Origin of the sequence: Enterobacter soli ATCC BAA-2102 (genome assembly GCF_001654845.1) — a bacterium.
Lineage (GTDB): Bacteria > Pseudomonadota > Gammaproteobacteria > Enterobacterales > Enterobacteriaceae > Enterobacter > Enterobacter soli.
The window spans coordinates 58561-77433 of sequence record NZ_LXES01000045.1 but is presented as its reverse complement, the minus strand read 5'-3'; the positions used below and the strand labels follow the sequence as shown (position 1 = coordinate 77433).

The following is an 18873-nucleotide window of genomic DNA, read 5'->3' as shown; positions in this document are numbered from 1 at the left end:
TATTTCTTAAAAATGAATAATACTAACCACCTTATTCACGAATCGAGAATGGCATGGACTTAACTCAGCTTGAAATGTTTAACGCCGTTGCGCAGACCGGCAGCATTACCCAGGCCGCGCAAAAGGTGCATCGCGTACCGTCTAACCTCACCACCCGTATCCGTCAGCTTGAAGCGGATCTGGGCGTTGAGCTGTTTATTCGTGAGAACCAGCGCCTGCGGCTTTCGCCCGCCGGGCACAACTTCCTGCGCTACAGCAAGCAGATCCTGGCGCTGGTTGACGAAGCACGCATGGTCGTGGCGGGCGATGAGCCCCAGGGATTATTTGCGCTCGGCGCACTGGAAAGCACCGCCGCCGTGCGTATTCCTGAAAGTCTGGCCCAGTTTAACCAACGCTACCCGCGCATTCAGTTTGCCCTCTCTACCGGGCCATCCGGAACCATGATTGACGGTGTTCTGGAGGGTACGCTCAGCGCCGCCTTTGTCGACGGGCCGTTATCGCACCCGGAGCTGGAAGGAATGCCGGTCTACCGGGAAGAGATGATGCTGGTTGCCGCGGCAGGACATCCTGAGGTTTCGCGGGCCACAGAGGTGAGCGGCCGTGATGTGTATGCATTTCGCGCCAACTGCTCTTACAGGCGACATCTGGAAAGCTGGTTCCATGCTGACCGGGCAATGCCCGGGCGTATTCATGAGATGGAGTCCTATCACGGGATGCTGGCCTGCGTTATCGCTGGCGCAGGTATTGCACTGATGCCCCGTTCAATGCTGGAAAGTATGCCGGGGCATCATCAGGTTGAGGCGTGGCCGCTGGCGGAAAACTGGCGCTGGCTCACCACCTGGCTGGTGTGGCGACGCGGTGCAATGACCCGCCAACTGGAGGCGTTTATAGCGCTGCTAAGCGAACGTCAACCACCAGCGCCTTCTCCATAAACAGGCTCAGGGGATCGGCAGTATACGGGGCAAACGGCGGGCGCATTTCGTAGCCGCAGCGCTCATAAAGCCGCACCGCCGCAAGTTGTTTGATCCCCGTTTCCAGCCGCACGGTATGGCAGTGGCGGCTCAACGCTTCATCTTCCAGCGCGGCTAACAGCGTTTCCCCCAGATGTTGCCCGCGATGGGTTGGATCAATGTACACCCGCTTCATTTCGCCGGTGCCGTCACCGTTCAGCACCACCGCGCCGCAACCCACAGCCGTCAGCTGCTGGTCGCGAATGACCATCAGGATCAGGTTCTCTTCTGTCAGTTCTGATAAATCAAGCAGATGGTTGCTTTCCGCCGGATAGAGTTCGCTCTGATAACGATCAAGCGCCGCAATCAGATTGATGATGTCAGGGTGGTGTGACGATTCAGAGGTAATAGAGTACATGGCAGGATCCTTATCTTTTTATTTCATCTTTATTTCAAAATAGCGCAGCCACTTAAGGGTGCTTCATAGGATTAACTTATGCGTCTCTTCACCTGTTGCACGCCACCCCGTCCGGCAGTAATTTTGTGTACAGAAGCCGTTTAATCACAGTGGAAAACGAATGAACACCAAAGCCCGTAAAGTGATGATTATTGGCGCAGGCAATGTCGGCGCTTCTGCCGCTTATGCCCTGCTCAACCAGAACATTTGTGAAGAGCTGATACTTGTAGACTTAAACCGCGAGCGGGCCCAGGGCCATGCACAGGATCTCAGCGATGCGGCCGCCTATATGCCAGGGATGATGACGATTTCAACCCGTGATGCCAGCGAGTGTGCCGATGTCGATATCGCGGTGATCACCGTTTCTGGCGGCGCATTAAAGCCAGGGCAAACCCGTCTTGATGAACTGAACAGTACCGCGCGTATTGTGAAAAACATTGTCCCGCAGATGATGGAAAACGGCTTTAAGGGGATTTTCCTGATTGCCACCAACCCGTGTGACATCATTACCTGGCAGGTGTGGAAGCTGTCTGGCCTGCCGCGCAACCAGGTGATCGGTACCGGCGTGTGGCTTGATACCACTCGTCTTCGCCGCACGCTGGCGCAGGAACTGGATATTGGCGCGCAAAGTATTGATGCCTTTATTCTGGGCGAGCATGGGGATACCCAGTTCCCGGTCTGGTCGCACTCGTCGGTTTACGGTTCCCCCATTGCCGGGGTCTACCAGCGCCATACCGGGAAAGTACTCGATAAAGAGCAACTGGCGGAGAAAGTCCGCAAGCTGGGGTTTGAGATTTACAACCGCAAGGGCTGCACGGAATACGGGATCGCCGGGACCATTGCCGAGATTTGCCGCAACATTTTTACCGGCAGCCACCGCGCGCTGGCGATTTCCTGCATTCTGGACGGTGAGTACGGCGTAGATGGCGTGGCGATTGGTGTGCCTGCGGTACTGGCGCAGGGTGGCGTGCAGCAGATTATTGAATTGCAGCTGGCGGAAGAAGAACAGACCAAATTCCGCCACTCTGTTGAGGTGATTAAAAACAATATCGCCCGTCTTCCATAGCGGGCATTACGGCGCGAGGGTCAGCCGGGTATCGAGCTGGCCCAGTTGTTGCTGAATATCGTCATCAAGCCGGTTATCCGTCACGATATCTGTCAGGGTATTGAGGTGGGCAACGTTAAACAACGACCAGGCGCCGTACTTAGAGCTGTCTGCCAGCAACACGCGGCGTCGGGCGTTGGCAATCAGATCGCGTTTCAGCGCGGCTTTCTCTTCCGTTGGCGAGGTAATTCCCCGGGTAATGTCCCAGCCGTTACAGCTGACAAACGCCACATCAGGCCAGACGTTCTGCAATAAACGACGCCCGTGCTCGCCAATACAGGACTGACTGGAATCATCAATACGCCCGCCGATAATCGTCACTTCAATCTGCTTAAACTCGGAAAGAAACAGCGCAATGTGCAGATCGCTGGTAATCACGCGCAGCGGCAGATGTGTTAACTGACGCGCGAGTTCAATCATCGTGGTTCCCGCATCCAGCACAATGGCATCGCCCGCTTTGACAAAACCCGCAGCCGCACTGGCGATGGCGTGTTTCTCGGCGAGACTTCGCTGCATTTTCTCGTGCGTGGTTGGCTGCGAGGGGATAAACCGGTTTAGCGTGACGCCGCCGTGAGTGCGGCTGATGACGCCCTCCTGATCGAGCTTAATCAGATCGCGGCGAATGGTCGCCGGGGAGGCATCCGTGACCGCCACCAGTTGATCGACCGTCACCAGATTGTGCCCTTTCAGGTAATCCATTATCTGCTCTAACCGGTTATATCCCTTCATATTATTCCCGTGTGATTTGCATAGCTAACTGGATAGATACCGTCATGCTTTCGGACTTCGCTTTGCCAGTCCAGGCAATGTCGAACGCCGTCCCGTGGTCAGCAGAGGTTCGGATAAACGGTAATCCGGCGGTGATATTCACCCCGTCATAAAAACCGAGTAATTTTAATGGAATATGCCCCTGATCGTGATACATCGCAACGACCATATCGTACATTCCTTCGTGACACTGCATAAATACCGTATCCGGCGGGCACGGTCCGCTGACGTTCAGCCCCTGCGCCTTCATGGCTTCTACCGCCGGGCCGACTATCTTGATTTCTTCATCGCCAAATAACCCGTTTTCGCCCGCATGTGGATTAACCCCGGCAACGGCGATGCGCGGGTTTGAAAACCCGACGCGTTTCAGGAAGGTATCGGCAATACCAATCACGGTTTTTACCCGATCCTGATTGAGGGTATCAAGGAATTTACGCAGGGCAATGTGCGTGGTGATATGAATGACCTTCAGTTTGTCGGTATACAGCACCATGGCGTAATCTTTGCTGTCAGTCAGATGCGCCAGCAATTCGGTGTGCCCCGGATAGTGGTGCCCCGCCAGATGCAGCGCCTCTTTGTTCAGCGGTGCCGTGGCGATGGCTTTTACGTCCCCAGCCATCGCAAGCTCGGTGGCACGACGCACGCAGCGATAAGCCAGATCGCCAGCCTGAGCCTGAACAACGCCAGGCTTTAGCGCATCCGGTTCTGCCAGTGGTTCATCCAGTACGTTAATGACCTTCGGTGCAAATTGCGCGTCACTGACCTTTTCGATAATACGAATGTCGGCCTGAGTCGTGATCCCTTTTTCCAGTACCCGTTGCAGCGTGCGGGCACAGCCCACCACCACCACCGGCGAGCCTGACAGCTCACCCTCCGTCAGGGATTTGATAATGATTTCCGGGCCAATGCCAGCCGGGTCACCCATGGTTACAGCAATAATATTAGTCACTCAGTCTCTCCTCGATAAAATGCAAAACCTCACGCAGCGTCTCTTCCTTTCCGAAGCCCCCTGCTTTGGTCATTACCGGCCGGAGCCAGGCACAACCCAGAAATTTGCCGTACGGCACGCACTGTGCGACGCGCCCTGTGATTTCAAACCCTTTCGCCCCAAGTGCCCTGGCGACCGCGATGGCCACATCGCCCCCCGAGACATACAACGCATCCGGTGCGCGTGCCGCGAGTGCCTGGCGAGTCAGTTCGCCCAGAAACGCGCAGATCGTTTCGCCAAGCTGGGCGCGGGTTAACTGTTGCTGCTGGCACAGCGTTTCAACCTGATGCCGTGCCGCCTCTGTCGCACTGGTGTGGACAATGCAGTGATTGCCCGCCTCCAGCGCCTGGGTGATCCGCGCGAGATATCCCGCCGTCAACCCGGTAAAAACATCACTCACGTCAATGAAAACGGACGACACGCCCGGCTGGCTGGTCGCCAGTGCGATTTGCTGTTGAGCAACTTCGCTCATCGAACCCACCACCGCCAGCACCTGTTTACGGCGCACCGGTGACAGATGACGCGCCAGGGCATCACATAACCCTGCCGAGCCCACCAGCAGCGGCATCGGGTCGCAATGCTGTGCAGCGGCAATGATGCTATTCAGCTCGTCATCACTCGCGGCGTCCACAATCAGCAGTTCAGTGCCTTGCGCCAGCGCGGTGGTCAGCGTATCGACCGTCACCACGGCGGCGTGGCTTTCGCCGAAAAGGCCGCCAATATCTGCACGCGGCACCGGCGTTTTCGGGTCGCTGGCAAATTCGGTTTCATTGACCGGGATCCCCTTTACCAGACACTTCCCCTGCTGTGTGGTGCGCCCGGCCGCGGGATACGCCGGCGCGACAATCACCTGTCGTTTACCGCTAATTGCCAGCAGGGCTGTGGTTTCCGCCGCAACGTTGCCGCGCAGCGTGGAATCAATCTTCTTCACCAGCCACTGCGCCCCTGCGATATCCAGGGCAAGACGGGTAATTTTTTCAGCCGCATCTGATGCCTTTAATGCCCGGGAATCGGTATTGATCACCAGAACATCGGTTGAGGCCGTAAAAGGGGTATCAAACGCCACACTCACCGTCTTGCCGCAGAGCGCCAGGCTGACGCCCGCATCGTTGGCACCGGTAAAGTCATCGGCGATAACCACCACTTCTCTGTACAGGTTGTTCTCTTTCATCCCCACTCCGGGCTTACTTTTCCTGTGAATGATTATATTCAATCATGATTGATTATATGTGAGCAAGATCAAGTTATTCAGTTTGCGAATAAATTATAAATTTAGCCACACGATGACTGTGATTGCATACCAGTGAGCGAAATCAATCACAGACACAGCGACAGGAGAAAAATGTGGTAACCATCAACAGCACCATCATCAGCGGCGCGGGTGCAATTCCTGCTATCAGACCGCTGCTGGCAGGAAAACACCGCCTCTTACTGGTGACAGACGGCAATATTGCGCGTCTGGACGCCGCGAAACAGATCCAGACAATCCTCAAAGAGGACAACCGTAGCGTCACCCTTATCGACAACGTTCCACCCGAGCCTTCTCACCACGATGTCAGTCACGTGCTGAACACACTCGATACCAACGGGTTTGATCTGGTGGTGGGCATTGGCGGCGGTAGCGTTCTGGATGTGGCAAAACTGCTTTCTGTGCTGTGTCATCCGCAGTCTCCTGGGCTTGATAGCTTGCTGGCAGGAACGAAACCTACCGAGCGCCTGACTTCTTTACTGATCCCGGCCACCGCCGGAACCGGCTCAGAAGCCACACCGAATGCCATTCTGGCGATCCCCGAGCAGAACACCAAAGTCGGAATTATTTCGCCGGTGCTGCTGCCGGACTACGTGGCCTTGCTGCCGGAACTGACCACCAGTATGCCGGCGCACATTGCTTCATCGACCGGGATTGATGCGCTGTGCCACCTGATTGAATGCTTTACGGCAACGGTCTCCAACCCGGTGAGTGACAATGCGGCCCTGATTGGCTTGCATAAACTGCTAAATAATATCGAAACCGCCTGTGCTGAGACGGGCAACCTGGTAGCGAAGCTGGAGATGCTATGGGCGTCTTACTACGGCGGCGTTGCTATTGCCCATGCAGGGACACATCTGGTTCACGCGCTCTCTTATCCTCTCGGGGGCAAATATCACCTGCCACATGGGGTGGCGAATGCCATTTTGCTGGCACCGTGTATGCGTGTTGTCCGCCCTCACGCCGTGGAAAAGTTCGCTCAGGTCTGGGATCTGGTGCCGGGCGCGGATACCCGCCTTTCGGCAGAGGAAAAATCTCATGCTCTGGTGGACTACTTTGCGGCGTTGGTCCGCAGGCTCAACCTGCCAGACAACCTCGAAACACTTGGCGTACCGCGAGATGACATCGCCTCATTGAGCGATGCCGCGCTTAACGTCAAGCGACTGATGAATAACGCGCCTTGTCAGGTTAACCACGACGAGGTGCAGGCCATCTACCGGACTCTGTTTCCGCAAAATTGAAATCGAAGGAGTGAATAATGCGTAACAAAATCGAGGGTGTGCTGACGGCAATCGTCACCCCCTTTGACGCTGAAGGTGCCCTTAATCTGCCCGGTCTGGCGCGCCAGGTTACACGCCAGCTGGATGCCGGGAACGGCATTTTTTGCGGGGGAACAAACGGCGAGTTCTTTGTGCTGAACGAAGAGGAAAAAGTGTCCGTCACCCGTACCTGCGTGGAAACCGTAGCCGGGCGCGCCCCCGTGGTGGCGCACATCGGGGAGATCTCCACCCGCGAAACCCTGCGCCTGGGGAAACGGATTGCGGCACTCGGCGTGGATGCCGTGTCGGTCATTACCCCCTGGTTTGTACCGCTAAAACAGGCCGAACTTATCACCCACTACACGGCGATTGCCGATGCCCTGAGCGTGCCGGTATTTCTGTACAACATCCCCGCGCGAACTGGCAACACCATTGAACCCGACACCGCCCGGATGCTGGCGGAGCACCCAAACATTATCGGCATCAAGGATAGCGCGGGCAGCTACGAGAGCCTGAGCGGATTTCTTAATGCGGTACGCGATATCGACGGTTTCGATGTGCTGAACGGCCCGGACTCGCTAATTCATCAGGGGTATGTAGACGGCTGTTCCACCTGTATTTCCGGGCTGGCAAACGTCGCCCCTGTGGCCATTAACGCCATCTGGTCACGCTTTAAGGCCGGTGATATCGACGGTTCACGCCGGGCGCAGGAAAGCGTCACTCAGCTTCGCACCGATTTGTACAGCGTGGCCTTTTCACCCGCAGCGGTCAAAAAAGCGTTGCAGATCATGGGTGAAGATGTTGGAGAAAGCCGTTACGCCGTGGCATTTAACGAACAACAACTACAACAGATACGCCGAATTGTGACAGCGTCACTTAACTGACCGGCGTTTGGTTTCGTCAATAAGAATACCGGGTGCCGCTGGCGCCCAGGATTCACTCGCCCTGAAGAGAGGCAAAGATGAATAATTTTACCGCTGAAGATACCCTCATCATTGTTGGCATTGTCATTGCCTACATCCTGTTCACTACCTGGCTGACCTTTCGTCTGCGCAGTAAGAACTCCGGCGACTTTATGGAAGGCTCCCGTGCAATGCCTGCCTTTATCGTCGGGATTTTGCTGATGTCGGAATACATTGGCGCGAAGTCCACGATTGGCACGGCGCAGGCCGCATTCGAAGACGGCTTTGCTGCGTCCTGGTCAGTTATTGGCGCGGCCATTGGCTTCCCGCTGTTTGGCCTGTTGCTGGTCAAACGCATCTATAACACCGGGAAAATCACCATTTCCGGCGCCATTGCCGAGAAGTACGGCAATAGTACCAAAAACATCATCTCCATCATCATGATCTACGCTCTGCTGCTGGTTAACGTCGGGAACTACGTTAGCGGTGCGGCAGCGATTTCAACGGTGCTGAAGGTGAATCTGCCGGTTGCGGCCTTTATCACCGCCATTGTCAGTACCTTCTATTTCGCCTTTGGCGGGATGAAAGGTGTGGCGTGGGTAACCCTGCTACACAGCGGACTGAAATACTTTGGCATCCTGGTCATCATGGGCTTTGCGCTGTCCAAAACCGGCGGCTTTACGCCAATGATCGAACAAATGCCGCACTACTACTGGACCTGGGACGGTAATATCGGCGCGACAACTATCTTCGCGTGGCTTATCGGCACCATTGGCTCCATCTTCTGTACGCAGTTCGTCATTCAGGCGATTTCATCGACCAAAGATGTGAAATCTGCGAAACGTTCGACCTGGGTGGCGTTCTTCTTCTGCCTGCCGATTGCGCTGGCGATTGCGGTAATTGGCGTGGCGGCAAAATACCTGCACCCGGAAATTAACAGCCTGTACGCCATGCCTATCTTCTTGCAGGATATGAATCCGTGGCTGGCGGGGCTTGTGACAACGTCACTTGTAGCCTCTATTTTCGTCAGTGTGAGTACCGTTGCATTGGCTATCGCCTCACTGGTGGTGAAAGATTTTTACGTGCCTTACCGCAACCCAACCCCGGAACAGGAATTTAAGGCAACGCGCTGGCTGTCATTGCTGATTGGTTTCCTGCCACTGATATTTGTGCTGCTGGTGCCTGAAGTTCTCAAACTCTCATTCTTCACCCGCGCCATTCGACTGTCGATTTCAGTGGTCGCAGTCATTGCCTTCTACGCCCCGTTCTTCCGCAGCACCCGTGGCGCTAACGCTGGCCTGATTGGTGCCTGCGTGGTGACCTCGGTGTGGTATCTGCTGGGCGATCCGTTTGGTATCAACAACATGTACATCGCCCTGCTGACCCCTGCTGTCATTATGGTGATCGACCGCTTAATTCCGGGTAAAGCCAGCACCAAAGCGCCCACCCCTGTTGAAAATAATGGAGTCTGATATGTCTGTAACCGTAACCCGCGACGGTATTGTTCGCCCACAACTGCAGGATATTCGAGTGGAGACGGCCATGCTGCCTTCATCCTGCCCACAAAACCATGCGGCCAATTTGCTGCCACTGCCGGATGGCTCACTGATGTGCGTCTGGTTTGGCGGCACGCAGGAAGGGATCGCGGATATCTCCGTGTGGGGCTCGCGTCTTGCCCGGGGGAGCCAGCAGTGGAGCGAGGCGGTCAAACTGTCTGAGGACGCGACACGCTCTGAGCAAAACCCGGTGCTGTTCCTGGCCCCGGATAACGTGCTGTGGCTTTTATGGACGGCGCAGGTATCGGGTAATCAGGACACGGCCATTGTGCGCTATCGTCAGTCTCATGACCTGGGAAACAGCTGGGGCAAGATTGCCACCCTGCTCGACAAGCCGGGTACCTTTATTCGCCAGCCCATCACCGTGCTGAATAACGGCAACTGGCTGTTGCCGGTGTTCTACTGCCGCACTCAGCCGGGCGAGAAATGGGTGGGTAACGACGATATCAGTGCGGTAAAAATCTCTGAGGATCAGGGGAAAACCTGGCGTGATGTCGAGGTACCTGAAAGCCTGGGTTGCGTGCACATGAACATCACGCCACTCAAAAACGGCAACCTGGTTGCACTGTTCCGTAGTCGCTGGGCAGACAACATTTACTACAGCCAGTCAGTCGACCATGGCGAGAGCTGGTCTGTACCCGAGCCAACGGTGCTGCCAAACAACAATTCATCTGTTCAGGTGACAACCCTTGAAAGCGGCGAACTGGCGCTGGTATTTAACCACATGAGTGCTGCCGGTGCGCTGGAAAGACGTGCCTCTTTATACGATGAGATCGACGATGGCGACGGACGCAAAGAGCCAGTAGTGACCAGCGGACGGGCAGCCTTCTGGGGTGCGCCGCGTGCACCAATGACGGTGGCTATCTCGCCAGACGGCGGCAAAAGCTGGCCGTGGCAGCGCCATCTGGATGAAGGTGACGGCTACTGCATGACCAACAACTCGCTGGAAAAGCTGAACCGCGAATTCTCCTATCCGAGCATTAAACAGGGTCAGGATGGCGCATTGCATATTGCCTATACCTATTTTCGCCAGGCTATTAAATACGTGCGCGTAACGCCGGAATGGGTCAAGGAGTCGGTATGATTATTGGACATCTGAACACCCTGCCGCTGGCCGGGCTTCCGTCAGCGCTTTACACGATACTCTCTCGCCCGGACTGCGCGTTGGATGCACTCAGCGCACGCGATGACGGACGCTGGCAGCCTGAAGGTTGCACCTGGTTTTGCCATATCGGCCCGGTGCAAACCCAACCGCAAGCACTTCGTCATACGGAATACCATCATCAGTGGGCAGATATCCAGATTGTGTTGTCGGGCGAGGAGATTATCCATGCTGGTACCGAATCCGTCGCCCGGCCGGACGATGAGGAGCGCAAACCGGATCTCTTTATTACGACAAAGGCCAGGCACAGCGTTGGCGTTCGTCTTGCTGCGGGATCGTTCGCCATTTTCTTACCCGGCGAGCCGCATCAGGCGCTGTGTGCGGTAGATAACCCCATGACCATTCGCAAAGCGGTGTTTAAAATTCCGCGTGCCATGCTGGAGGTATGATATGCGCCATGCGATTGTCACCGGTGCCAGTTCAGGAATTGGTGAAGCCATGGTGTCCCGGCTTCTGGCACAGGGCTGGCAGGTTACGGGGCTGAGCCGCAGACACATTTTGCGGGATCACCCGGCATTTACCAGCCTGAGCGTCGACATCAGCGATACCGAAGCCCTGCTCGGCGCGTTACAGGAACTCCCCGTGCCACAGGCGGTGATCCACGCCGCCGGTATGATGGCGGCAGCACCGCTGGGGAGTCTTGATAGCGGGGTAAGCGATTCCCTGTGGCGTCTGCATGTTCAGGCATGTGAAGTGCTGTTTAACCATTTCGCGCCCCGGATGGATACTGGCGGTCGGCTTATCGCCATCGGCAGCAGGACGTCCCGCGGCGCGGCTGGTCGCTCACAGTATGTTGCCACCAAAGCGGCGATGGTCGGGATGGTCAAAAGTTGGGCGGCAGAACTTGCACCTCGCGGCATTACCGCCAATGTGGTGGCACCGGGCGCGACGCAAACCCCGATGCTAAGCGCCCCCGGGCGGGAAACATCGCCCCCGAAATGCCCGCCGATCGGGCGCCTGATAGCACCTGAAGAAGTGGCTGCGTTAGTGAGTTTTTTGCTGAGCGAAGAAGCCGCCGCCATCACCGGGCAGGAAATGGTGATATGCGGCGGAGCATCACTTAGTTAGCGCAGATAAATACGGCCTTTCAGATACAGCGTGGCTTGTCCGCCAATCAACACACGATCGCCCTGCAATTCGCAGCGCAAATCCCCGCCCCGCCGGGATACCTGGCGGGCGTTTAACTGGGTTTTGCCCAGTTTCTCGCTCCAGTATGGAATTAACATACTGTGCGCTGAACCGGTCACCGGATCTTCCGGCACCCCTTCTCCCGGGCAGAAAAAGCGGCTGACAAAATCGTACTGGTCGCCCGGCGCGGTGATGCAGACCATTTTATCCAGCGGGATCATCGCCGGGATATCCGGCGTAATGGCTTCCACCTGCTGCTGGTTTTCCAGCACCACCATGTAATCACGCCCTACACGCACCTCTTTTGCACTGCTGATACCCAGCGCGCTGAAGAGTAATGCCGGAGGGTTGTCCACCCCCTCCGTAGACCATGCCGGGAAGTTCAGTGTCAGCCAGTCACCGTGACGTTTTACCGTCAGGTTGCCAACAAAACGGGTGGAGAATTTGATTTCTGTATGCGGATAGTTGAGATATTCAAAAATGACATGGGCGGCCGCCAGCGTAGCATGCCCACAGAGGTTAATCTCGTCCAGCGTGGTGAACCAGCGCAGTTCAAATCCGTCATCCGTGTGCACAAAGTACGCGGTTTCCGACTGGTTGTGTTGTTGCGCCATTTTGAGCAGTGTTTCGTCCGGCAACCACGCTTCCAGCGGGCAAACGGCTGCTGCGTTGCCGCCAAAAGAGGTGTCGCTAAAGGCATCTACCAGATAAAAATCAATTTCCTGCATTGTCTCTTCCTCTGTTGTTATATGTTTTTAGCGCAAAAATACGGTGCCTTTCAGATAGAGCGACGCCTGGCCACCCATCAGTACGCGTTGCCCATTCAGTTCACAGCGGACATCACCGCCGCGGGCTGATATCTGGCGGGCGAACAGCGAGGATTTCCCCAGTTTCTCGCTCCAGTATGGGATAAGCATGGTGTGCGATGAACCGGTGACGGGATCTTCCCAGACGGCAACGCCCGGCGAGAAAAAGCGGCTGACAAAATCGTATTGCCCGTTGCCGCGTGCAGTAACGGCGACCTTATGTTCACCTGGTTTCATCGCTGAGATGTTCGGTGTGACCGCTTCCACCTGCTGTTGGTTTTCCAGCACAATAACCCAGGCCCGGCCTTTGCGCGCTTCAACATAGTGGCTTATCCCAAGTGCCGAAAGCAACTCTGGCGGCGGGGTTTGTGCCTGGGTTGGGCAGGCCGGGAAATCCAGCGTCATCCAGTCACCTTCGCGGCTGACGGTCAGACGGCCAGAGGCGGTATCGAAATGAATACGTGAATCGGGGTAACCCAGTTCGTTAAACAATACATACGCGCTGGCGAGCGTTGCATGACCGCAGAGATTGACCTCCGTTACGGTGGTGAACCAGCGAAGTTCGATACCGCCCTTGCTGCACACAAAAAACGCGGTTTCCGACTGGTTATGCTGCTGCGCCATCTTGAGTAACGTCTCATCCGGTAGCCACTCCTTTAACGGGCAGACTGCCGCCGGATTGCCCCCAAACGCGGTATCACTGAACGCATCAACCAGATAAAAATCAATCTCCTGCATTGTCATACCCCCTGTTATTATTGTGTTGTTCTTTATATTCAATGAAAACACCCGCCTTCGCTACCGCTGTCATAAGGTAAATTTTGAGATCTGAGTCACATAATGATTGAGTTTTAGCCATTTAACGCTTTAAGATCCCCGTCACATCCTCCAGGCAACGGTTCCAGACATCCCTATGACAACAAACACAGTTTCCCGCAAGGTCGCGTGGCTACGTGTGGTCACGCTTGCCATCGCAGCGTTTATCTTCAATACCACTGAATTTGTCCCTGTTGGGCTGTTGTCCGACATTGCGGAGAGTTTCCAGATGGAGACCGCTCAGGTTGGCATCATGCTGACCATTTACGCCTGGGTGGTAGGCATGATGTCGCTGCCGTTTATGCTGCTGACCAGCCAGATGGAGCGGCGCAAACTGCTGATTGGGTTGTTCGCCTTATTTATCGCCAGCCACGTGCTGTCGTTTATGGCCTGGAACTTTACCGTGCTGGTGATAAGCCGCATCGGGATTGCCTTTGCCCACGCGGTCTTCTGGTCAATCACCGCCTCATTAGCCATCCGACTCGCCCCTGCCGGTAAGCGCGCCCAGGCATTAAGCCTGATCGCAACCGGTACCGCGCTGGCCATGGTTTTAGGCTTGCCGATTGGTCGTGTGGTGGGGCAATACTTTGGCTGGCGTACCACCTTCTTCGCCATTGGCGTGGGCGCCCTGGTTACGCTGCTGTGCCTGATCAAACTGCTGCCAAAAATGCCAAGCGAACACTCTGGTTCACTGAAAAGTCTGCCGCTGCTATTCCGCCGTCCTGCGCTGATGAGTATCTATCTACTCACCGTGGTGGTGGTGACGGCGCACTATACGGCCTACAGCTATATTGAGCCGTTTGTGCAGACTGTGGCCGGTTTTAGTGCAAACTTTGCCACCGTGTTACTGCTGATCCTGGGTGGAGCAGGCATCATCGGCAGCGTGCTGTTCGGGAAACTGGGTAATCAGCACGCGTCGCTGCTGGTGAGCAGTGCCATTGGCCTGCTGCTGGCGTGCCTGCTTCTGCTGATGCCTGCGGCAGACAGCGAAATGTATCTTGCCGTGCTGAGTATTTTCTGGGGCGTGGCGATCATGATTATCGGCCTGGGAATGCAGGTTAAAGTTCTGGCGCTTGCCCCCGACGCCACCGACGTGGCCATGGCGTTGTTCTCCGGGATATTTAACATTGGGATCGGTGCAGGTGCGCTGGTGGGCAATCAGATAAGCCTGCACTTTTCGATGGCATCGATTGGTTATATTGGCGCAATCCCGGCGCTGGCGGCGTTTATCTGGTCGGTGCTGATTTTCCGCAAATGGCCGGTGGCGATGGAAGAACAAGGCCAGCATGGGTGACGTTTGTTTGTGCCGGGTGGCGGCTTCGCCTTACCCGGCCTACAAAACCCGTAGGCCCGTGCAAGCAACGCGCCGCCGGGCAAAACATCAATGATAGGTTTTAATAATTTCCAGTACGCCGTTAATAATAAACTGCACGCCCATACAGACCAGTAAGAAGCCCATCAGACGAGAAATAGCTTCAATACCGCCCTTGCCCACCCAACGCATAATCGCGCCAGAGCTGCGCAAAGATCCCCATACAATAATTGCGATAAGCGCAAAAATAATGGGCGGTGCGACCGTGATAACCCACTCCGGGAACGTGCCGCCATCACGCACTGTTGAGGCAGAACTGATGATCATCGCTATCGTTCCTGGCCCTGCGGTGCTTGGCATCGCTAAGGGGACGAAGGCAATGTTGGCGGAAGGCTCCGTTTCCATCTCCTCGGATTTACTTTTTGCTTCCGGCGACTCATGCGCTTTTTGCGCCGGGAACAGCATCCGAAAACCGATAAACGCAACAATCAGCCCACCCGCAATACGCAGACCTGGAATCGAGATCCCGAAGGTGTTCATCACCAGTTGTCCGGCGTAATACGCCACCATCATGATCGCAAAAACGTACACAGAAGCCATCATCGACTGATGATTGCGCTCTGCGCTGTTCATATTCCCTGCCAGCCCTAAAAACAGCGCAACCGTCGTCAACGGGTTAGCCAGCGGCAGTAAAACCACCAGCCCAAGACTTATTGCTTTAATCAAATCCAACATCGTGCGTCGTCGTCCTTATCCATAATTCAACACCGCAATTATAAGGTGAAAAAGGGCATTTCAGCCATTAGCACAACGTAAGGATTATTTTCGCTGCTTAATCATAACTATCCGTTATGTTTTTGATTTGAAAGCCACAAAAAAAAGTTCATGAAACGTTTTAGCAATTCGTGGCATCGGCTGATTCATTCAGTTGACTTATACTTGCCTGAGCAATAATATCTGCCGTGACTAACTACTTGCCAGGGCAACCATTGTGAAAAGCACCAGTGATCTCTTTAACGAAATTATTCCGCTGGGTCGCCTTATTCATATGGTTAATCAGAAAAAAGATCGCCTGCTTAATGAATACCTGTCTCCGCTGGATATCACCGCAACACAGTTCAAAGTGCTGTGTTCCATTCGCTGCGAAGTGTGTATCACGCCGGTAGAGCTGAAAAAGGTGCTCTCTGTAGATCTCGGTGCCCTGACTCGAATGCTGGATCGACTCGTCTGCAAAGGATGGATAGAACGAAGCCCTAACCCGAATGACAAACGCGGCGTACTGGTGAAACTGACCAGCGACGGCGCGGCGATGTGTGAGCAATGTCATCAATTAGTAGGACAAACAACGCACCAGGAACTAACAAAAAACTTAACGGCGGATGAAGTGGCAACGCTTGAGCACTTGCTTAAGAAAATACTGCCGTAATACAGAAAGAGGTATGACGATGTCCAGACGCAATACTGACGCTATCACTATTCATAGCATTTTGGACTGGATCGAAGATAACCTGGAATCGCCGCTCTCCCTTGAGAAAGTGTCAGAGCGTTCAGGTTACTCAAAATGGCACCTGCAACGGATGTTTAAAAAAGAGACCGGTCATTCATTAGGACAATACATTCGCAGCCGTAAGCTGACGGAAATTGCCCAGAAGCTCAAAGAAAGCAATGAACCGATCCTTTATCTGGCGGAGCGGTATGGGTTTGAATCACAACAGACCTTAACGCGTACGTTTAAGAACTACTTCGACGTGCCGCCTCATAAGTACCGAATCACCAGTATGCCGGGTGAATCCCGATACCTGTATCCGCTGAAACATTGCAGTTGAATCACTGTAGCTAAACATCGCCTTTAAGACGTAACCGAGGAAATCATGAAATTCACCGTCTCCGCCGCCCTCGCCTTGCTGGTGCTTGTCTCCAGCCAGACCTTCGCGGAGCAAACCCCACAGGCAGCTCAGCAGAACAATCGCGATGCGATGATCATGCCCTCTGCCAATAATCAGACACCTTTCGATTTCAACCATATGGGTGCTGGTAGCGACAAATCCGACGAATTAGGCGTGCCGTATTACAACCAGCACGACCACTGATTCGTTTTGCCCCGCTGATGCGGGGCTTTTTTTTGTCTTAATTTCTCACCTGCGTCGCCCGACGCAAGCGCAAGCCAAACACGTTGATATACAGTCCGGCCATAATCAGCACCGCGCCAAGCAACTGCAACGCGCTGAGTTTCTCCCCCAACAATACCGCGGCGCTGGCAATACCAACGACCGGAACCAGCAAAGAGAGCGGCGCCACACGCCAGGTTTCATAGCGGCCAAGTAACGATCCCCAGATACCGTAGCCAATAATGGTGGCCACAAAGGCCAGATAAACCAGCGACAAAATCGTGGTCAGGTCGATATTCACCAGGCTGTCCAGCATGACGGCCGGGCCATCAAAAATAGCTGATGCCACCATAAACGGAATGACAGGGATCAGCGCACTCCAGACCACCAGCGACATCACCGGCGGGCGCGCCTCGTGCTGCATAATCAGCTTGTTGAAAATATTACCGCAGGCCCAGCTCAGCCCCGCCGCCAGGGTCAGCATAAAACCAAGCAACGCCACATGTTGCCCGTTCAGACTGGCCTCAACCAGCACCAGTACACCAAACACGGCAAGGGTAATCCCCGCCAGTTGCTTGGCCTGCAAACGTTCGCCAAAGACAAAGGCGCCCAGAATAATGGTGAAGAAGGCCTGCGCCTGGAGCACCAGCGATGCCAGTCCGGCGGGCATCCCGAATTTGATGGCGCAGAACAGAAAGGCGAACTGACCAAAGCTGATAGTCAGGCCGTAACCCAGCAGTAAGGTGAACGGAATTTTAGGACGGGCAACAACGAAGATTGCCGGGAAGGCCACCAGCAGAAAGCGCAACCCCGCCAGCATTAATGGCGGCATGTTGTGCAAACCGACTTTGATTACGACGAAATTTAGCCCCCACACTACCACTACCAGCAACGCCAGTAGCCCGTCTTTACGCGTCATACCCTGCCCCTGATTATTAAATTTTTGTAAACAGATTCAAGGTAACGAAAAAAAGCACGGAGGAAAAGATCATTAATTCTGGCAGTCAGTGGAAGCACTTACGGATAAATTAGGTGCTATACAAGCCCCTTATGGCGTGATAATCCTGATAATACACAACAATAAATCATAAGCTAATGTCGGGCAGGAATATGAAACCATCTCTCAGGCGCTCAACCGCAGCGCTGTTGGCATCGTCATTGTTATTAACCATCGGTCGTGGGGCAACACTGCCATTTATGACCATCTATCTGACGCGTATGTATAACATGAGCGTAGAGAATATCGGTTATGCACTGACCGTGGCGCTGACTATCGGCGTGGTGTTCAGCATGGGATTTGGCATCCTGGCGGATAAATTCGATAAGAAACGCTACATGTTGATCTCCATTACGGCCTTTATTGTGGGCTTTGTGGCGATCCCGCTGGTGGATAACGTCACCCTGGTGGTGCTGTTCTTTTCACTTATCAACTGCGCCTACTCGGTATTCTCAACGGTGCTGAAAGCCTGGTTTGCCGATGTGCTGACATCGAGCGAAAAGGCCCGCGTTTTCTCGCTGAACTACAGTTTTCTCAACATCGGCTGGACGGTCGGGCCGCCGATTGGTACCTGGCTTGTGATGTACAGCCTGCAACTGCCGTTCTGGCTGGCCGCCATTTGCGCCGCGCTGCCGCTGGTCTTTATTCAGTTTTACGTCCAGAAGAGCATTGCCTCTGACACACCGCAGGATACCACCCCGTGGCAACCCTCGATCCTGCTGAAAGACCGGGCGCTGATGTGGTATACGCTTTCCGGTCTGCTCGCCTCCTACGTGGGCGGTTCATTCGCTACCTGTATCTCTCAGTACGTGCTGGCCGCTAATGCCGACAGCGATTTTGCGCAGAATGTGGTTGCGGTGGTGTTACCGGTGAATGCCGCCGTGGTGGTGACGCTGCAATATGCCATCGGGCGCAAGCTGTCCGCGGCGAACATTCGCCCCTTAATGGCGGTTGGCACGCTCTTTTTTGTGCTCGGTCTCGGCGGGTTTATGTTCTCTGGCGAGAACCTTGTTTACTGGGGTATCGCCGCAGGGATCTTTACGCTCGGTGAGATTATTTATGCACCTGGTGAATACATGCTCATCGATAACATTGCCCCGCCGGGAATGAAAGCGAGCTATTTCTCGGCTCAGGCGCTGGGCTGGCTGGGTGCTGCAGCAAACCCGATGATCACCGGTATCATCCTGAGCCATCTGCCGCACTGGTCACTGTTTGCCATTATGATGGCCGCGATTGTGGTGGCCTGGCTGATGATCCTGCGCGGGATGAGCGTGAAAGCGTGGTGCGAAACGCCAAAAGTCGCGTAACTA

21 protein-coding genes are annotated in these 18873 nt (G+C 54.8%); 13 read left to right on the top strand and 8 right to left on the bottom strand.

Going from position 1 to position 18873, the window contains the following annotated elements; genetic code table 11:
* Positions 1 to 53: 53 nt before the first annotated feature.
* Positions 54 to 932 (top strand): putrescine utilization regulator PtrR, encoded by an 879-nt coding sequence (gene ptrR, locus M987_RS16740; RefSeq protein WP_014070289.1) that lies wholly within the window; start codon positions 54 to 56, stop codon positions 930 to 932.
* On the opposite strand, the gene M987_RS16735 is transcribed toward ptrR, so the two are convergent.
* Entirely contained in the window at positions 886 to 1368 is a 483-nt protein-coding gene (locus M987_RS16735) for a GNAT family N-acetyltransferase (RefSeq protein ID WP_014070288.1), read from the bottom strand. The genes ptrR and M987_RS16735 overlap by 47 nt on opposite strands.
* 160 nt (positions 1369 to 1528) lie before the next feature.
* On the opposite strand from M987_RS16735, the gene M987_RS16730 reads away from it, so the two are divergent.
* Complete coding sequence (locus M987_RS16730; RefSeq protein WP_014070287.1) at positions 1529 to 2473, top strand: L-lactate dehydrogenase; 945 nt, start codon at positions 1529 to 1531, stop codon at positions 2471 to 2473.
* A 6-nt stretch (positions 2474 to 2479) separates the two neighbouring features.
* On the opposite strand, the gene M987_RS16725 is transcribed toward M987_RS16730, so the two are convergent.
* The 3 genes from M987_RS16725 to dtnK are packed head-to-tail and all read right to left on the bottom strand — an operon-like array spanning position 2480 to position 5439.
* Positions 2480 to 3241, bottom strand: a complete 762-nt coding sequence (locus M987_RS16725) for a DeoR/GlpR family DNA-binding transcription regulator (protein ID WP_014070286.1) — start codon at positions 3239 to 3241, stop codon at positions 2480 to 2482.
* A gap of 1 nt (position 3242) precedes the next feature.
* Entirely contained in the window at positions 3243 to 4229 is a 987-nt protein-coding gene (locus tag M987_RS16720; RefSeq protein ID WP_014070285.1) for a D-threonate 4-phosphate dehydrogenase, read from the bottom strand.
* Positions 4222 to 5439, bottom strand: coding sequence for a D-threonate kinase (gene dtnK, locus M987_RS16715; RefSeq protein WP_014070284.1), 1218 nt, complete (start codon positions 5437 to 5439; stop codon positions 4222 to 4224). The genes M987_RS16720 and dtnK overlap by 8 nt, the downstream gene beginning before the upstream one ends.
* Before the next feature lie 173 nt (positions 5440 to 5612).
* Between dtnK and M987_RS16710 the strand changes: the two genes are divergently transcribed.
* The 6 genes from M987_RS16710 (at position 5613) to M987_RS16685 (ending at position 11464) form a co-directional block, all read left to right on the top strand.
* Complete coding sequence (locus M987_RS16710) at positions 5613 to 6758, top strand: iron-containing alcohol dehydrogenase (RefSeq protein WP_014070283.1); 1146 nt, start codon at positions 5613 to 5615, stop codon at positions 6756 to 6758.
* A 17-nt stretch (positions 6759 to 6775) separates the two neighbouring features.
* The gene (locus M987_RS16705; protein ID WP_014070282.1) at positions 6776 to 7660 is read left to right on the top strand and encodes a dihydrodipicolinate synthase family protein; all 885 of its coding nucleotides are present in this window, start codon (positions 6776 to 6778) and stop codon (positions 7658 to 7660) included.
* 77 nt (positions 7661 to 7737) lie between these two features.
* Entirely contained in the window at positions 7738 to 9150 is a 1413-nt protein-coding gene (locus tag M987_RS16700; RefSeq protein WP_014070281.1) for a sodium:solute symporter family protein, read from the top strand.
* 1 nt (position 9151) lies between these two features.
* Positions 9152 to 10318 (top strand): sialidase family protein, encoded by a 1167-nt coding sequence (locus M987_RS16695; protein WP_014070280.1) that lies wholly within the window; start codon positions 9152 to 9154, stop codon positions 10316 to 10318.
* Positions 10315 to 10785, top strand: a complete 471-nt coding sequence (locus M987_RS16690; protein ID WP_014070279.1) for a NanQ anomerase/TabA/YiaL family protein — start codon at positions 10315 to 10317, stop codon at positions 10783 to 10785. The genes M987_RS16695 and M987_RS16690 overlap by 4 nt, the downstream gene beginning before the upstream one ends.
* A 1-nt stretch (position 10786) precedes the next feature.
* Positions 10787 to 11464 carry an SDR family NAD(P)-dependent oxidoreductase gene (locus M987_RS16685; RefSeq protein ID WP_014070278.1) on the top strand — a complete coding sequence of 226 codons (678 nt, stop codon included), beginning with the start codon at positions 10787 to 10789 and terminating at the stop codon, positions 11462 to 11464.
* On the opposite strand, the gene M987_RS16680 is transcribed toward M987_RS16685, so the two are convergent.
* Together M987_RS16680 and M987_RS16675 are read right to left on the bottom strand one after the other, a co-directional pair.
* On the bottom strand, positions 11461 to 12252 hold the full coding sequence (locus M987_RS16680; protein WP_014070277.1) for a PhzF family phenazine biosynthesis protein: 792 nt from the start codon (positions 12250 to 12252) through the stop codon (positions 11461 to 11463). The two genes, M987_RS16685 and M987_RS16680, sit on opposite strands and share 4 nt — an antisense overlap.
* Before the next feature lie 27 nt (positions 12253 to 12279).
* Positions 12280 to 13068: a PhzF family phenazine biosynthesis protein gene (locus M987_RS16675; protein ID WP_014070276.1), complete on the bottom strand. Its 789-nt coding sequence runs from the start codon at positions 13066 to 13068 to the stop codon at positions 12280 to 12282.
* Between the two features lie 175 nt (positions 13069 to 13243).
* Between M987_RS16675 and M987_RS16670 the strand changes: the two genes are divergently transcribed.
* On the top strand, positions 13244 to 14440 hold the full coding sequence (locus M987_RS16670; RefSeq protein WP_014070275.1) for a sugar transporter: 1197 nt from the start codon (positions 13244 to 13246) through the stop codon (positions 14438 to 14440).
* A gap of 87 nt (positions 14441 to 14527) precedes the next feature.
* On the opposite strand, the gene M987_RS16665 is transcribed toward M987_RS16670, so the two are convergent.
* Positions 14528 to 15193, bottom strand: a complete 666-nt coding sequence (locus M987_RS16665) for a MarC family NAAT transporter (protein ID WP_014070274.1) — start codon at positions 15191 to 15193, stop codon at positions 14528 to 14530.
* Positions 15194 to 15449: 256 nt separating this feature from the next.
* Between M987_RS16665 and marR the strand changes: the two genes are divergently transcribed.
* The 3 genes from marR to marB are packed head-to-tail and all read left to right on the top strand — an operon-like array spanning position 15450 to position 16548.
* On the top strand, positions 15450 to 15884 hold the full coding sequence (gene marR / locus M987_RS16660) for a multiple antibiotic resistance transcriptional regulator MarR (protein ID WP_014070273.1): 435 nt from the start codon (positions 15450 to 15452) through the stop codon (positions 15882 to 15884).
* Between the two features lie 19 nt (positions 15885 to 15903).
* Entirely contained in the window at positions 15904 to 16284 is a 381-nt protein-coding gene (marA, locus tag M987_RS16655) for an MDR efflux pump AcrAB transcriptional activator MarA (protein ID WP_001303241.1), read from the top strand.
* A gap of 45 nt (positions 16285 to 16329) precedes the next feature.
* Entirely contained in the window at positions 16330 to 16548 is a 219-nt protein-coding gene (gene marB, locus M987_RS16650) for a multiple antibiotic resistance protein MarB (protein ID WP_014070272.1), read from the top strand.
* A gap of 37 nt (positions 16549 to 16585) precedes the next feature.
* Here marB and eamA read toward each other — a convergent pair whose 3' ends face one another.
* The gene (eamA, locus tag M987_RS16645; protein WP_014070271.1) at positions 16586 to 17485 is read right to left on the bottom strand and encodes an O-acetylserine/cysteine exporter; all 900 of its coding nucleotides are present in this window, start codon (positions 17483 to 17485) and stop codon (positions 16586 to 16588) included.
* A gap of 191 nt (positions 17486 to 17676) precedes the next feature.
* Between eamA and ydeE the strand changes: the two genes are divergently transcribed.
* Positions 17677 to 18870: an efflux MFS transporter YdeE gene (ydeE, locus tag M987_RS16640; protein WP_014070270.1), complete on the top strand. Its 1194-nt coding sequence runs from the start codon at positions 17677 to 17679 to the stop codon at positions 18868 to 18870.
* Positions 18871 to 18873: the final 3 nt, after the last annotated feature.